Origin of the sequence: Paraburkholderia sp. Ac-20342 (genome assembly GCF_017104985.1) — a bacterium.
GTDB lineage: Bacteria > Pseudomonadota > Gammaproteobacteria > Burkholderiales > Burkholderiaceae > Paraburkholderia.
Window position 1 is genome coordinate 1 of sequence record NZ_JAAGPQ010000011.1, and the last position, 15,127, is coordinate 15,127.

At 64.8% G+C, this 15,127-nt stretch carries 14 protein-coding genes and 2 pseudogenes; 10 read left to right on the forward strand and 6 right to left on the reverse strand.

Going from position 1 to position 15,127, the window contains the following annotated elements; translation table 11 throughout:
- A pseudogene (locus G3N58_RS34015) lies at positions 1–82 on the reverse strand (IS5/IS1182 family transposase); the annotation flags it as partial.
- A 351-nt stretch (positions 83–433) separates the two neighbouring features.
- Here G3N58_RS34015 and G3N58_RS06210 point away from each other — a divergent pair.
- The 9 genes and pseudogenes from G3N58_RS06210 (at position 434) to G3N58_RS06250 (ending at position 8,073) form a co-directional block, all read left to right on the forward strand.
- On the forward strand, positions 434–1,336 hold the full coding sequence (locus G3N58_RS06210) for a LysR family transcriptional regulator (protein WP_205998775.1): 903 nt from the start codon (positions 434–436) through the stop codon (positions 1,334–1,336).
- A 148-nt stretch (positions 1,337–1,484) separates the two neighbouring features.
- Entirely contained in the window at positions 1,485–2,084 is a 600-nt protein-coding gene (locus tag G3N58_RS06215; RefSeq protein ID WP_205998776.1) for a 2'-5' RNA ligase family protein, read from the forward strand.
- Positions 2,085–2,278: 194 nt separating this feature from the next.
- Positions 2,279–2,680: a DnaJ family domain-containing protein gene (locus G3N58_RS06220; RefSeq protein ID WP_205998777.1), complete on the forward strand. Its 402-nt coding sequence runs from the start codon at positions 2,279–2,281 to the stop codon at positions 2,678–2,680.
- Positions 2,681–2,880: 200 nt separating this feature from the next.
- A pseudogene (tadA, locus tag G3N58_RS06225) lies at positions 2,881–3,420 on the forward strand (tRNA adenosine(34) deaminase TadA); the annotation flags it as partial.
- A 224-nt stretch (positions 3,421–3,644) separates the two neighbouring features.
- Positions 3,645–4,571 (forward strand): muramoyltetrapeptide carboxypeptidase, encoded by a 927-nt coding sequence (gene ldcA, locus G3N58_RS06230; RefSeq protein ID WP_205998778.1) that lies wholly within the window; start codon positions 3,645–3,647, stop codon positions 4,569–4,571.
- A gap of 409 nt (positions 4,572–4,980) precedes the next feature.
- On the forward strand, positions 4,981–5,931 hold the full coding sequence (gene puuE / locus G3N58_RS06235) for an allantoinase PuuE (protein WP_205998779.1): 951 nt from the start codon (positions 4,981–4,983) through the stop codon (positions 5,929–5,931).
- Entirely contained in the window at positions 5,928–6,449 is a 522-nt protein-coding gene (gene uraD, locus G3N58_RS06240; protein ID WP_205990017.1) for a 2-oxo-4-hydroxy-4-carboxy-5-ureidoimidazoline decarboxylase, read from the forward strand. The genes puuE and uraD overlap by 4 nt, the downstream gene beginning before the upstream one ends.
- A 104-nt stretch (positions 6,450–6,553) precedes the next feature.
- Complete coding sequence (gene alc / locus G3N58_RS06245) at positions 6,554–7,564, forward strand: allantoicase (RefSeq protein ID WP_167046116.1); 1,011 nt, start codon at positions 6,554–6,556, stop codon at positions 7,562–7,564.
- A complete protein-coding gene (locus G3N58_RS06250; RefSeq protein WP_205998780.1) occupies positions 7,561–8,073 on the forward strand; it encodes an ureidoglycolate lyase in 513 nt (170 codons plus the stop codon). Before alc ends, G3N58_RS06250 begins: the two co-directional genes overlap by 4 nt.
- A 191-nt stretch (positions 8,074–8,264) precedes the next feature.
- Here G3N58_RS06250 and G3N58_RS06255 read toward each other — a convergent pair whose 3' ends face one another.
- The 4 genes from G3N58_RS06255 to uraH form a co-directional block, all read right to left on the reverse strand.
- A complete protein-coding gene (locus G3N58_RS06255) occupies positions 8,265–9,614 on the reverse strand; it encodes a type II toxin-antitoxin system HipA family toxin (RefSeq protein ID WP_167284057.1) in 1,350 nt (449 codons plus the stop codon).
- The gene (locus G3N58_RS06260) at positions 9,611–9,877 is read right to left on the reverse strand and encodes a helix-turn-helix transcriptional regulator (protein ID WP_167046107.1); all 267 of its coding nucleotides are present in this window, start codon (positions 9,875–9,877) and stop codon (positions 9,611–9,613) included. Before G3N58_RS06260 ends, G3N58_RS06255 begins: the two co-directional genes overlap by 4 nt.
- Before the next feature lie 282 nt (positions 9,878–10,159).
- Positions 10,160–11,353, reverse strand: coding sequence for a urate hydroxylase PuuD (locus G3N58_RS06265; RefSeq protein ID WP_205998781.1), 1,194 nt, complete (start codon positions 11,351–11,353; stop codon positions 10,160–10,162).
- Between the two features lie 270 nt (positions 11,354–11,623).
- Entirely contained in the window at positions 11,624–11,977 is a 354-nt protein-coding gene (uraH, locus tag G3N58_RS06270) for a hydroxyisourate hydrolase (RefSeq protein WP_205998782.1), read from the reverse strand.
- Positions 11,978–12,572: 595 nt separating this feature from the next.
- Between uraH and G3N58_RS06275 the strand changes: the two genes are divergently transcribed.
- Complete coding sequence (locus G3N58_RS06275) at positions 12,573–14,009, forward strand: 8-oxoguanine deaminase (protein ID WP_241017016.1); 1,437 nt, start codon at positions 12,573–12,575, stop codon at positions 14,007–14,009.
- A 151-nt stretch (positions 14,010–14,160) separates the two neighbouring features.
- Here G3N58_RS06275 and G3N58_RS06280 read toward each other — a convergent pair whose 3' ends face one another.
- Positions 14,161–15,093 carry a LysR substrate-binding domain-containing protein gene (locus tag G3N58_RS06280; protein WP_167046098.1) on the reverse strand — a complete coding sequence of 311 codons (933 nt, stop codon included), beginning with the start codon at positions 15,091–15,093 and terminating at the stop codon, positions 14,161–14,163.
- Positions 15,094–15,127 lie beyond the last annotated feature (34 nt).

The following is a 15,127-nucleotide window of genomic DNA, read 5'->3' on the forward strand; positions in this document are numbered from 1 at the left end:
TGTTCATCAAAGTCAGATATGGAGCCGCGAAGCTCCATTCCTCGTCCGACACATCCGTCGGATAGGGTTTGCGTTTTGCCATCCAGCCAGGATATCAGGTCTGGCAAGAAGTGCCTAACACGCTCTAGCCAGCGCCTGCGTGAATCGGTTGCGGTCGTTGTCACGACTGTCTCCTGCGAGGGCTCGCCTGTCGTTTTATCCGGTCGCGCCCGTCGCTTCGGCGCGCCGCCGCGCTATTGCATGGCCGTGCCGGTCTGCCGGCGGCGGTGCAATGCGTAGGCAAGCAATGTAGGGTACTGTCGGCATGAAAACAATCGAACAAAATCAATGCTTGCATAAAGTAACTTTATGATTGTGCTTTTGCTGGATTGTCTCGATGGCCTTGTCCTCACGACCCCTGCCTTCATGATCTTGCCCTTATGACCTTGCTCTCATGACTCCCACGATCAAGCAACTGCGCGCGTTCGCACTCGTGTGCCGGTTCGGCGTGCTCACGCGCGCGGCCGACGAGCTGTTCATCACGCAGCCGGCGGTGAGCGTGCTGATTCGCCAGATGGAAGAAGCGCTCGGCCTGCGCCTGTTCGATCGCACGTCGCGTGCGTTGCGGCCGACGGCGGCCGCGCACGAAATTCTGCCGGCCGTCGAGCGCATGCTGCGCGATCTCGAAACGATCCAGTCGAGCGCCAAAGAACTGACGGGGCGCGAGCGCGGCCAGTTGCGTTTCGCGGCCACGCCGTCGATCGCGGCGGCGATCGTGCCGAAGCTGCTGGCGGAATATCGCGCGCTCTATCCGAACATCGAGGTGTCGGTCGACGACGCCGCGCCCGATCGGCTGACCGCCTCGACGCTGACCGGCGACGTCGAATTCGGCATCGGCACGATCAGCGACCGGCTCGACGGCATCACGCTGCAATGCCTCGCGCGCGACCGGCTGTGCGCGATCTGCCGCAAGGATTCGGCGCTCGCGAAAAAGCGCCGCGTAAGCTGGAAGGATGCGTTGCAGTACCCATGGATCGGCATCCGTTCGACGAGCGGCATCCGCACGCTGATCGACGAAACGCTGTTTGCGCTCGGCACGCGCAAGCCGGTCGAATACGAGGTGTCATATATGACGACCGGGCTTTCGATGGTGCAGGCGGGTCTCGGTATCGCGATCTTTCCGGGCATTCTGCTCAGCGCGTTTCCGCACCGCGATCTCGTCGCGCGCAAGCTCGAAGCGCCCGCCGTCACGCGCGACGTGAACCTGATCCGGCGTGCCGGGCATTCGCTCTCGCCGGCCGCCGAGTCGTTTATCGAGCTTTGGTACAAGCGCATCGGCAAGCCGGCCGAGGTGTAGCCGGGGCCTGTTTTTTTTGCGTGGGGCATGAAATACTGTATGAATATACAGTATGATGGAAAGACCGGCCGCGAGTGCAGGCGGCGCGCGCAGCGCACGAACGGACACGTGAAAACGCGCGCGGAAACCAGCGAAGGAACGAGGCAAGATGCCTGAACAACTGTGGCTGCCCGGACTCGAGGCGCCGCCCACGCCAACCGACGGACTTTTTTTCGCCGTCTTTCCCGACACCCATACGGCGGCCGGCATCGCGAAGTTCGCGCGGCAGCTCTGCGACGAGGCGCGCGCGCGCAGCAAGCCGCTCGCGGCGGGCCGCCTGCATGTCACGCTGCGCCATCTGGGGAATTTCGCGGGCGGCTTGCCGCCGGAATACGTCGACGTGGCGAAGCGGGCGGCTGGCGCGGTCAGCATGGCGCCGTTCGCGGCCGAGTTCGACGCGCTCGAGAGCTTCGCGAAGAAGCCGCGGCCAGGCCCGGCGGTGCTGGTCGGCGAGGATGGCGTACAGGGGCTGCATAGGCTGCACGAGGTGCTCGGCGGGGCCTTGCGGACCGCCGGTTTCGGGCCCAGTTTCGGGTCCGATACACACTTCGAGCCGCACGTGACGCTCGCCTATGGGATACCTTGGGCCGAGCGTCGCCCGGTCGAGCCAGCGGGCTGGAACGTGCGGGAATTTGCGCTGATCCACAGTTTGCTGGGGCGTACGCGGCACATCGTCCTTGCGCGCTGGCCGTTGACGGGAGAGCCTTGATGGAGAGTGAGCGGTTGGTCGGCGGCGGGGCTTCACCCGGGTTTCGCTCCTGGGGGCGGCAAATTCGCGCGATCCAGAAAAGCCACGAAGGCTACGAAGGCCACGGATCGGCGGCGGTTTTATGCCGGCGAGGCAGCCTGAACGCTCGTGCGCTCCCTGATAGAATGCACGGGCCGCAACGTAGTGGATTGCAGATGAAATTGCTTGATGCGCTTGTCGAACAGCGTATTGCCGCCGCCGCCGCGCGCGGAGAGTTCGACGACTTGCCGGGTGCGGGAGCGCCGCTGCCTCTCGACGACGATGCACTGGTGCCGCAAGAGGTGCGCGTCGCCAACCGGATTCTGAAAAACGCGGGCTTCGTGCCGCCCGCTGTCGAACAGTTGCGCGCGTTACGCGACCTGCAAACGGAGCTCAATGCCGTGAGCGATCCGGCAACCCGTTGCCGTCTTCAGGCGCGCATGCTCGCACTTGATATGGCGCTCGAATCGCTGCGCGGCGGTCCGCTCGTTCTGCCGCGCGAATACTGCCGCCGGATCGCCGAACGTCTGTCGGAGCGTGCCGGCAATCCCGATCAAACCGGCGCGGGTTCACGGTGAGCGAGCCCTTCGTTCAAGCCGCTACAGCGGATGCGTCGGGGCCGGCCGAGGGCTGTAGCGGGCCTGGTTGCGCGGGTGCCGAAAGCCGCCGCGCGAACGCGAACGCTGCCGAAGTCGCTGCACCATCTTCGCCGGCTGTCGGTGCCGAATCCGCTCGTGCTGACGTAGCCGGTACTGCCGTGGCACCGGTGGCCGACGGCATCGCGGCCGCTTCCGCTACCGCCGTCGTCCCACCCGAATCTCCCGAAATCCCCGTCGTTTCCGAACGCGACCTGCGTTTTATGGCGCTGGCCCAGGCCGCCGCCGAAGAAGCGCGCGCGGCGGGTGAAGTGCCGGTCGGCGCGGTCATCGTGCGTGGCGAGGAAGTGATCGCGAAGGGCTTCAACCATCCGATCGGCGCGCACGATCCTTCCGCGCATGCGGAAATGGTCGCGTTGCGCGCCGCCGCGCAGGCGCTCGAAAACTATCGCCTGCCGGGCTGCGAACTCTACGTGACGCTCGAACCTTGCCTGATGTGCGCCGGCGCGATCATGCACGCGCGCATCGCGCGGGTCGTGTTCGGCGCGCGCGATCCGAAAACCGGCGCGTGCGGCAGTGTCGTCGATGCGTTCGCGAATCCGCAACTGAACCACCACACGAGCGTGAGCGGCGGTGTGCTCGAAACCGAATGCGGCGAGGCGCTGAGTTCGTTTTTCGCGGAGCGGCGTCGCGCGAGCCGGGCGGCCCGCGCGGCGGCGCGAGGCGAGGTCGTTGGCATGGGCGAAGAGACGGGAAAAGCCACGACAGGAAGCGGGGAACAGGCAGCGGAAAAATCCACGGAAAAGACGGCTGACGCCAGCACGCAGGTTCCGGCCAATAGTGCAGCGACCACCAGCCTCGACACCGCGACCGACACCGACCGCCCCAGTAGCGAATCGCCCCCAACTCCGCCGCTCTAAAACGACAACCCGCAACGGGCCTTGCCATGATCGCTCATCGCACCATCGAACTGATTGCGCCGTCCGGGTATCCGCATGATCCGGAAGGCTTGCATCGCGCGTTGCATCGCTTGCGCGCGCAGGGGCATCGGGTCGAGGGCGAAGCGGCGACGATGCGCCGTTATCAGCGTTTTGCCGGCACCGACGGCGAGCGCGCGGCCGATCTGAACCGGCTCGCCGATCCGTCGCGCGCATTGCCCGACGTCGTGCTCGCCGTGCGCGGCGGCTACGGCGCGGTGCGCATCCTGCATGGCCTAGACTATGAAGGGCTGCGGCGGCGGCTCGTCGATCAGCCGGTCGCGCTGGTCGGCCATAGCGACTTCACCGCGATCCAGCTTGCGCTGCTCGCGCGCGCCGGCGTGAAGACCTTCGGCGGCCCGATGCTGATGAGCGATTTCGGCGCGGAAGAGCTGAGCGAATTCACGATGCGGCATTTCTGGTCGGCGTTGACGAAGCCGTCCATGACCGTGACGGGCAACTCGCCGCAAGCGCAGGCGGTCGACGTGTCGGGCATGCTGTGGGGCGGCAATCTGGCGGTGCTGGCGTCGCTGGTCGGCACGCCGTACATGCCGCCGGTGCAAGGCGGCATCCTGTTTCTCGAGGACGTCAACGAGCAGCCGTTCCGCATCGAGCGGATGATCTATCAACTGCATCTGGCCGGCATTCTCGCGCAGCAGCAGGCACTCGTGCTCGGCGATTTCTCGGGCGGCAAGACCTACGAGTACGACAACGGCTACGACCTGCACGCGATGATCGAGCAGGTGAGGGCGTTGATCGGCATTCCGGTCGTCACGGGGCTGCAGTTCGGCCATATCCGCAACATGCTGACGCTGCCGGTCGGCGCGGACGCGCATCTCGTCGCCAACGCGCACGGTTTCAGGTTGACGTTGTCGGGTTATCCCTGCCTGGCCTGAGGCCGGAGGGCTGAACGGGGCGCATAGAGCAGGACGCAGACGGGCAGGAGCGGGCGGGAGGAAGCAGAGGCGTGAAGACGTTAAAGACGTAAGCGGGCAGCGCTGGCCTGCTTTCTTTTCATCATCAAAACGCAACTAACCGACAGTGCCTGGGGCTCCCCACATTACGGCATCCTGAGCGTCGATCACAACCCCATCGCACCCCCGCCATCCACGGGTAAACGCTAAAACCGCGGCCCCGCACATACATTCCGTGTAACACGCACTATCTGCCCATGTGTATGGGCGCACCCGGACGTTTTCGCTACACTGGGTCAACTCGGCGAGCCGGTATGAATCCCATACCGGCCCGCGCATTGCCCGAGCCTCACATGCATTTTTCGTCCCGTTACCACGCATTCGTCAGCCCATGCCACTCGACCCGAACTACCCACGCGATCTGATCGGCTACGGCCGCCACCCGGTCCACGCGAACTGGCCGGGACGCGCGCGGGTCGCGGTGCAATTCGTGCTCAATTACGAAGAGGGCGGCGAGAACTGCGTGCTACACGGCGACCCCGCATCCGAGCAGTTCCTCTCGGAGATCGTCGGCGCGGCGGCGTATCCGGCGCGTCATATGAGCATGGAGTCGATCTACGAATACGGCTCGCGCGCGGGCGTGTGGCGCATCCTGCGCGAATTCGAAAAGCGCGGCCTGCCGCTCACGGTGTTCGGCGTCGGCATGGCGATCGAACGGCATCCCGAGCTCGCGCGCACATTTGTCGAACTCGGTCATGAGATCGCCTGCCACGGGTATCGCTGGATTCACTATCAGGACATGTCGCCGGAGAAGGAGGCCGAGCACATGCGCCTCGGCATGGCAGCGATCGAGCGTGTCACGGGCACGCGGCCGCTTGGCTGGTACACCGGGCGCGACAGCCCGAACACGCATCGGCTCGTCGCCGAATACGGCGGCTTCCTGTACGACTCGGATTACTACGGCGACGACCTGCCGTTCTGGATGGACGTCGAGGTGACGGGCGGCCGGCAGGTGCTGCAACTGATCGTGCCGTACACGCTCGATACCAACGACATGCGCTTTGCGACGCCGCAAGGCTTCAATACCGCCGATCATTTCTTCACCTATCTGCGCGACGCATTCGACGTGCTCTACGCAGAAGGCGACGAAGCGCCGAAGATGCTGTCGATCGGCATGCACTGTCGGCTGCTCGGGCGGCCGGGGCGGTTTCGCGCGCTGCAGCGCTTTCTCGATCACATCGAACAGCACGAGCGCGTGTGGGTCGCGCGGCGCGTCGACATCGCGCGGCACTGGCACGAACATCATCCTTACCAACCAGACAACCGCGAGGCAGCGGCATGAAGGCGATGCAATACACCCTGGACCAACTCAACAGCCTCTCTACCGACGCGTTCGTCGCGGCGCTGTCGGGCATCTTCGAGCACTCGCCGTGGGTCGCGGAAATCGCGGCGCGCGAGCGGCCGTTTGCGAGCATCGACGCGTTGCATCACCGGATGTCGAAGATCGTCGAGACGGCCGGCGAAGCCAGTCAACTCGCGCTCATCAACGCGCACCCGGAACTGGCCGGCAAGGCCGCCGTGCGCGGCGAGCTGACCGCCGAATCGACGCGCGAGCAGAGCGGCGCCGGGCTTGCACAATGCACGCAGGCGGAGTTCGACAAGCTGCATGCGTTGAATCATGCGTATCGCGAGAAATTCGGCTTCCCGTTTATTCTCGCGGTGCGTGGCTACGACCGTCACGGCATCATCGCGAACTTCGAGTCGCGCGTGAACAACAGCCGCGCCGACGAAATGCGCGCGAGCCTCGATCAGATCTATCGCATCGCACGTTTCCGGCTCGACGACCTGATCGACGCGTGACGTCATCGCGCCCGGCAGGCGGGCGTGGCCGGTCATCCGGCGCAGGCCGCGAACCGTAACGTTTTTTTCCGCACCCATACCAATCGATATCAAGGACGACAAAGATGGCACTTCCGATTCTCGATCCCAACGCACCGGAATTCACGCGCCGTTACGTGAACCTGGCGGACCCGCGTCTGGGCGCGCAGGCGCTCGCGGCCAGCGACGAATTTTTCGCGCCGAAGGACCGCATGCTGAATCCGGAGCCGGCCGTCTTCATTCCGGGCAAGTACGACGACAACGGCAAGTGGATGGACGGCTGGGAAACGCGCCGCAAGCGTACGACCGGCTATGACTGGTGCGTCGTCAAGCTCGCGCGGCCGGGCGTCATCAAGGGGCTCGACCTCGACACGAGCCACTTCACCGGCAACTTCCCGCCGGCGGCGTCCGTGGAAGCGGCGCGCGTCGTGGATGGCGCGCCGAACCAGGCGACGCAATGGACCGAGATCGTGCCGTCGACTACCTTGCAGGGCAATAGCCACCACTACCTCGAGGTCAGCGACGCGAACGCGTACACGCATCTGCGCGTGAACATCTATCCGGACGGCGGCATCGCGCGTCTGCGCGTGTACGGTCAGCCGCAGGTCGACTGGGCCGGCGCGAGCCGCACCGAGCAGTTCGATCTCGCCGCGATGGAAAACGGCGCGTATCTGGTCGGCGCGAACAACCAGCACTTCGGCGCGGCCTCGACGATCCTGATGCCGGGCCGCGGCGTGAACATGGGCGACGGCTGGGAAACGCGCCGTCGCCGCGAGCCGGGCAACGACTGGGCGATCGTCGCGCTCGCGCAGCCGGGCGTGATCCGCAAGATCGAAGTCGACACCGCGCACTTCAAGGGCAACTATCCGGATCGCTGCTCGATCCAGGCCGCGTACGTGAAGGGCGGCACCGACAGCTCGCTCGTCACGCAGGCGATGTTCTGGCCGGTGCTGCTCGGCGAACAGAAGCTGCAGATGGACAAGCAGCATTTCTTCGAAAGCGAGATCGCGGCGCTCGGGCCGGTCACGCACGTGCGCTTCAATATCTATCCGGACGGCGGCGTGTCGCGTCTGCGTCTGTGGGGTACGCTCGAATGAAAGCGCTCGCCATCGAACCGCTGACGAAGGACGCCTTCGCCGCATTCGGCGACGTGATCGAACTCGACGGCGCAAGGCAGATTCCGATCAACCTCGGCACGACGATCCGCTATCACGATCTCGCGAAAGTGGACGTGAGCGACGAGAACGGCCGCACGCTCGTCAATCTGTTTCGTGGTCAGCCGCGCACGCTGCCGTTCGAGGTGAAGATGCTCGAGCGTCATCCGCTCGGCAGCCAGGCGTTCGTGCCGCTCAACGACAAGCCGTATCTGGTCGTCGTCGCGCCTGTGGGCGATCTCGACCCCGCACGGATTCGCGCGTTCGTCACGAGCGGCTGGCAGGGCGTCAACTACGCGAAGGGCGTGTGGCACCATCCGCTGATCGCGTTGGGCGAGGTGAGCGACTTTATCGTTGTCGATCGCGGCGGGGACGGGCTCAATCTCAACGAGCAGGATCTCGACGAGCCGCTGTGGCTGACCGAGGATGCGTTGAGCGCGGTGGCGGTTTGATGGCAAGACGACTGCCGGGGAGCCGGTAGCGTGCCGGTTTGAAGGGGAAGCCCGCGACGTAGGGTATGTCGCGGGCTTTTTTATGGGGGCGGTGGTTGGCGAGACGAAAACGCTGGCTTCAAAGGTTGCATGAAGGTTTGCATTCAGGCTTGCATCAAGGGCCGCGTCAACGTCGACGCCAGCGTGCGCGCTCAGCTTCGCCTGCCAAGCAGCGGCGAATGTCCGATCACCTCTCTTGTCCGTTCGGGCGGCTCGGGCGCCGAAAATCCCGCTGCTTCGATTGCCGGCTTGAGCCCCTTGAATTGCAGGCTTTTCTTCGAGGAGCGCAACGAGGCCATGCCGTCGTCCCACGCATGCAGCATCTGCTTGGCGAGCGCGCGCCACTGCGGTTCGTTGCGGGCCGCTTCGATCAGTTCATGGCCGACGTCGACCGCCGAGTCGCATAACGCCTCGACCATCTGCGCATATTGCCGCGGCGCGATACCCATACGGGTGTTGAAAAAGCGCTCCAGTGTCTTGCCGGCTGCCCAGGTCTTGCGGCCGTCAACGGCCAGGCCTGGCGGATTGGCTGCGAAGCGCGGATACGCCTGCGTTGTCACGACGTCGTAGACAGGCGTGAACGCGACATCGTCAATCGAGGTATAGAACAGCGCGACATTCTTGGTGTGGCAGTCCGCATTGCGCACGACGTAGTTCGTCAGCAGATGCCAGCCAAGCTGCTGAAGTTGCGCGCGCATGGTGTCGCGATCGAGCAGATAGGCGCGCGCGGCGTTGAGCAGCTTTTCGCTGGTCGAATTGTATTTTTCGTGCGGCGGCAAGCCGAGCAGGCCGCACATGTCTTCCACGCCATATGCCGGAAATCCCTGCGCATCGACGTCGAAGCGTTCGACGATCAGCGCGCGGCCATCGTCCGACATCCGCGTGCGCGCAACCGGCGCAACGCCGAGCCTCTCCAGCACGCGCATCGAATAGAACTCGTTGAAACCGAGAAACGGCGTGTTGTCGTCCGAACCCTTGACGATGTGGCGGCTCGTTCGAAGCGTGGGTTTGCCGAGCGGCAACAGCGTGGGCGCAATGGACGGCCGCGCTTCCGGTGCGATGAACTTCGGCACGACGCCCGAGATGGCCGCCCGCGCGTATTCGCGGACGAGCTGCGCAAAATGTTCGGCGGAGTTGTCGCCGTGCAGGATGTCCTCGACGTCGAGCGCCTGGAGTTCGGTGCCCGGCGCGACCCCTTCGGGCGTGACCGTGACCCGGCCAATCCCCATCGAGCCCACGACGGCAAGCAGCGAGAGATCGGTGCCGTCGAGCAGCGGCCCGAACTGCTCGCGGATCAGATTCAGCAGATAGCCCTCGGGCAGGTTCTGCCGGAAAAACGGATGCAGATCGCGCGGCCAGCGCCAGGCTTCTTCGCGCACCGGCATCGTCAGGCTGATGAAGTCGGCCGCGCTCGCGTCGCCGTTGTACTTGAGCACATAGTCGTCGCGTTCGCGAAACAGCGTGGCGACGTTTTTGCCGAGTACCTGGACGTCGAGCTTCATGGCTGCGCGTCCGGGCTGCGCTGTTCCGCGAGGATGTCTTCGAGCGTGCGGCCGTGTCCGTGAGCGACGAACTTGAGGTCGTAGCCGGCGGCTTCGAGCAGGCGCACGAGCACGGACACGCTCATGTCGTTTTTGGCGAGCGTTTCCATACGTGCGACGGTCGTGCGGGCAACACCCGCGCGGCGCGCGAGTTCTTCCTGCGACAGGTTGCTGTTGCGCCGCACGGTTTTGAGCATCTCGGAGACATCGGCGAGGTGGGTCATTTGTAGCCTCAGGGCATCAAATTCGGCGAATTCAGCTTGAATTGTAGCCCAGGAGACACAGAAATACGATTTATTTTTGTGCCTCTTGGGCTACATTTTTCCCGTTTTCGATGCTTTTTGTAGCCTCAGGGCATCAACTCAGGGCGTCAAAGTGCTATATCGATTCTGCCGACCACACACGCCACCATCGCCAAACGACCGCGGGCTTGCCGCTCCCGCGACAAGCCCGCTTCACATTGCAGCCTCGACTTCGGTGCCGGATCGCTCGCCCGGCACCCACCCTTACTTCGCCGCGCCTCCCTCGAACCACGCCGCGATCTTCATCCGTTCCTCATCGGTCATGTGCGTGACGTTGCCGAGCGGCATCGCCTTCAGCGTGACCGCCTGCTGATAGATGCGCTGGGCGTTCTGCGAGATTTCGTCGGGCGTATCCATCATCACGCCGGCCGGCGCGCTGCCCATCATCGTCGGATGGGCGGAGTGGCAGGCCACGCAGCGCTGCTGCAGCACCGGCGCGATGTCGGCGACCTTCAGCGTCGGCGCGTTGGCGGCCTGCGCCTGCGGCACCACCGGGCGCGGCATGGTCCACGCGAGCGCGACGCACATCAGCGCGACGCCGACGAGCGGCAGATACCACAGCACCTGGCCGCGATGGCGCATCACGAAGAACTGGCGGATCAGCGCGCCGGCCAGCATGATGACGACGAGCACGGCCCAGTTGTACGGATGCGTGTAGGTCATCGCGTAGTGGTTCGACAGCATCGCGAACACGACCGGCAGCGTGAAATACGTGTTGTGCACCGAGCGCTGCTTGCCGCGCTTGCCGTAGATCGGGTTCGGCGTGTCGCCCTTGAGCATCGCGTCGACCATCTTGCGCTGGCCCGGAATGATCACGAAGAACACGTTGGCCGACATGATCGTCGCGAGCATCGCGCCCATGATCAGATACGCCGCGCGACCCGCGAAGATATGGCAGGCGAGGTACGCCGCGATCAGCACGTAGGCGCCGACGCAGATGCCGAGCAGCTTGTCGCGCGTGCCGAGAATGCGGCACAGCGAGTCGTAGACGATCCAGCCGGCCGCGAGGAAGCCGATTGCCGAGGCGACCGCGACCACCGGCCCCATGTCGAGCACGTTCTTGTCGATCAGGTAAGTGCTCGGCGAGAACAGATACAGCACGGTAAAGAGACCGAAGCCCGACATCCACGTCGTGTACGACGGCCACTTCGACCAGTGCAGGTCGTCAGGCATTTCGGGCGGTGCGACCGTGTACTTCTGCATGTTGTAGAAGCCGCCGCCATGCACGTGCCACAACTCGCCGAACACGCCGCGGCGGCGCTGGTTCGGATCGGTCGGCGGTTTCAGGCTGTTGTCGAGCGCGACGAAATAGAACGATTCGCCGATCCACGCAATCGCGGCGATGACGTGGAACCAGCGAATCGCGAGGTTCAGCCAGTCGGTGATAAAGCCTTCCATGAAACTCCTCCACTTCTGATTCGTTGTGCGCGCGATGACGTTCGACGTTGCCGGTCATCGCGCCGGCTGCGGGGTAAAAGACGCAGCACGGGTTTTTATGGGTATCGCGGGGCGTGCGCCGTTTCAGGCCGTGCGGCCCATCGCGTTGCGCGCAGGTTCGCCGGTCGTCGCTCGTGTCTCCTCCGCGGGACCGGCGAGCATCCGCGAAATGCGTTCGGGCGCGGCTCTCGCGTACGCGGCCTGGTTGCTCCGTGGCCTGGTGCCCGTGGCCTAGCTGCCCCGATACGTGCTGTAAGCCCACGGCGACACGAGCAGCGGCACGTGATAGTGCGCGCCCGTATCGGCGATGCCGAAGCGCAGCACCACGCGATCGACGAAACGCGGCTCGGGCAGCTGCGTGCCGAGCGACGCGAAGTAGTCGCCGGCGCCGAACACGAGTTCGTATTCGCCCGCGACGAGCGCGTCGCCTTCGAGCAGCGGCTCGTCGCAACGGCCATCGTGATTCGTGAGGGTGGTTTTGAGCACGCGGCGCGTGTCGCCCGCGAGCGCGAAGAGTTCGACCTTGATGCCCGCGCCGGGACGGCCGTTCGCGGTGTCGAGCACGTGGGTAGTGAGCTTGCCCATTCGCAATTGTCCTTGTGTGAATGCGAGGTGTCGGTGGCGGCCCGATCCATTAACGTTAGCGGCGGATCGAGGCTCCACGTCAGTGGCTACATACCCGTCGGCGAACTGAAGCGAGCGCCGTGGAAGTCATTGTAGAAAGGATGCGCCGTCCCGCGCACGAGCGATAGGAAAGATAATAGCTGGCGCATGACGGACAGCCTTCTGAAAGCCCGCGCGCGCCGCTTTCCGGCTTATTGCCGGCCTGTTTCCCGCTTATTTCCCGCGCATGGCGCGGCAGGCGCTCGCCGGATCATCGTAGCGCGGACAAAAAACGGACCACTATATCGGCGGCGTGAATCCGGGTATCGCAACGGCGCGAGTTGCGGCCGTTATTTTGGCCACGCAAGGTTCACGTTATGCGCGGCGCGCGATGAACCGATAGTTCAAGGTTCAACGCCGAGGTTCAAACCCGCGCAACTCCCGAAGACGGCGTGACACGCTGGGTAACCGGGCCAACGGCGTTCGACGGAACGCGGCGGCGCGGTTCGCGTGCCGCCGCATCGCGTTCGAACGACTTTGCACGACAGCACCGAAAGCACAAAGGCGGAGAAAACGAATGACGATGGAACCGGCAGCAGCCACGAATACGCCATCCAGCGAGGCAACATCCCAGACGGCGACGGCGGGCAAACCGAAAAAAACGCTGCTCGTGAAGCACGCGGACGTACTCGTCACGATGGACGGCGAGCGGCGCGAGTTGCGCGACGGCGGCCTGTATATCGAGGACAACCGCATCGTCGCGGTCGGCCCGACAGCGCAATTGCCGCATACGGCCGACGAGGTGCTCGACATGCGCGGCCATCTCGTGATTCCGGGCCTCGTCAACACGCATCACCACATGTACCAGAGCCTCACGCGCGCGATTCCGGCGGCGCAGAACGCCGAACTGTTCGGCTGGCTCACGAATCTCTACAAGGTGTGGGCGAACCTCACGCCCGAAATGATCGAAGTCTCGACGCTAACTGCGATGGCCGAACTGCTGCTGTCCGGCTGCACGACGTCGAGCGACCATCTGTACATCTACCCGAACGGCAGCCGTCTCGACGACAGCATCGCCGCTGCGCGCCGCATCGGCATGCGCTTTCATGCGGCGCGCGGCAGCATGAGCGTGGGCCAGAAAGAGGGCGGCTTGCCGCCCGATTCGGTGGTCGAGCGCGAGGCGGACATCCTGAAGGACACGCAGCGTCTGATCGAGACGTATCACGACGAAGGGCGCTACGCGATGCTGCGCGTCGTGGTCGCGCCGTGCTCGCCGTTTTCGGTGAGCCGCGATCTGATGCGCGAATCGGCGCTGCTCGCGCGCGAGTACGGCGTGTCGATGCACACGCACCTTGCCGAGAACGTCAACGACGTCGAGTACAGCCGCGAGAAGTTCGGCATGACGCCGGCCGAGTATGCGCACGATCTCGGCTGGGTCGGCCGCGACGTCTGGCATGCGCACTGCGTGCAACTCGACGACGCCGGCATCGAGCTGTTCGCGCGCACCGGCACCGGCGTCGCGCATTGTCCTTGTTCGAACATGCGGCTCGCGTCGGGCATCGCGCGCGTGCGGCGCATGCGCTCGGCGGGGGTGCCGGTCGGGCTCGGCGTCGACGGCTCGGCTTCGAACGACGGCGCGCAGATGGTCGCCGAGGTGCGCCAGGCGCTGCTGCTGCAGCGCGTCGGTTTCGGCCCCGATGCGATGAGCGCGCGCGATGCGCTCGAAATCGCCACGCTCGGCGGCGCGCGCGTGCTGAACCGCGACGACATCGGCGCGCTCGCTCCCGGCATGGCGGCGGATTTCATCGCGTTCGATCTGCGTCAGCCGCTGTTTGCGGGCGCGCTGCATGATCCGGTGGCGGCGCTGGTGTTTTGCGCGCCGTCGCAGGTGAGCCATAGCGTGATCGACGGCAAGGTGGTCGTGCGGGATGGACGCTTGACGACGCTCGACCTCGGGCCGGTCATCGAGCGGCATAACGGGCTGGCGCGGGTGCTGTATGAGGCGGCGGTGTAGGGCCCTGCTAACGCGCTGATTAGCGGACTAAACAGCGGGCTGAATAGCAGGCCGACCAGCAGGCTGACCAGCGGGGGCCGACGGGCAGCGAGAAGAGGGTCGGCGAAAGACAGGCAGGGGACGGGCCAAAGACCTCGCCCCCGGGGCAGCCTCAAGGCTTGTCGATCAACGTCTTCGTCGCCTCGGCGACGAGCCCGCGCAGCCAGCGCACTTCGTCGGAGTAATGCACGCGCTCGTGCCACAGCTGGTAGTACTGCATCGGCGGAAAATCGAGCGGCGCGGGCACCACGGTCAGCGGCAGGAACTTCGCGTAGTAGTCGGCAAAGAGTCGCGTGGTCGTGAAGATCAGGTCGGACTTGATCAGCACGTACGGCGCCAGATTGAAGTACGGCAGCGTGACGACCACGTGGCGCTTTAAGCGCTCGCGCGCGAGGTGCACGTCGATCGCGCCGCGCTGGCCGACCGAATACGGCGTCGGCGCGAGATGTGGCGCGTTCAGGTACTGGTCGAGCGTAAGCCCGCCGCGTTTGGCGAACGGATGCGTGTTGCTCATCAGGCAAACGATCTGATCGACGAACAGATTCGACAGATGCAACTGCTCGGGCGGCTCCGGCCAGTTGCCGACCACGATGTCGAGCTTGCCGTCTTCGAGCGCGAGTTCGTAGTCGAACGCGGGACCGAGCGAATGGAATTCGAGCGTCGCGTTCGGCGCGGCCTGGCGAAAGCGTTCGACGACGGTCGGCACGAACAGCACGTTCAGGTAGTCGGGGCAGCCGATCCGGTAGCAGCGGATCGAGGTGGCCGGGTCGAAGTTGTGCTGCTGGAACTTGATGCGCTCGATTTCGCGCAGCGCGTTCTGCACCGGTTCGAGCAGGCGCAGGCCGTATTCGGTCGGCACCATGCCGGACTTGCCGCGCACCAGCAGCGGGTCGCCGGTGATGTCGCGCAGACGGCGCAGCGCGGCGCTGATCGCCGGTTGCGATTGATTGAGTTTGACGGCGGCGCGCGTGACGCTGCGCTCCATCAACAGCGTGTGCAGGACCCGCAGCAGGTACGTGTCGATCGCCTCGCGTTGCTGACTCATGGATTCTCCGAAATATATGTGCTGGCTGATCGAA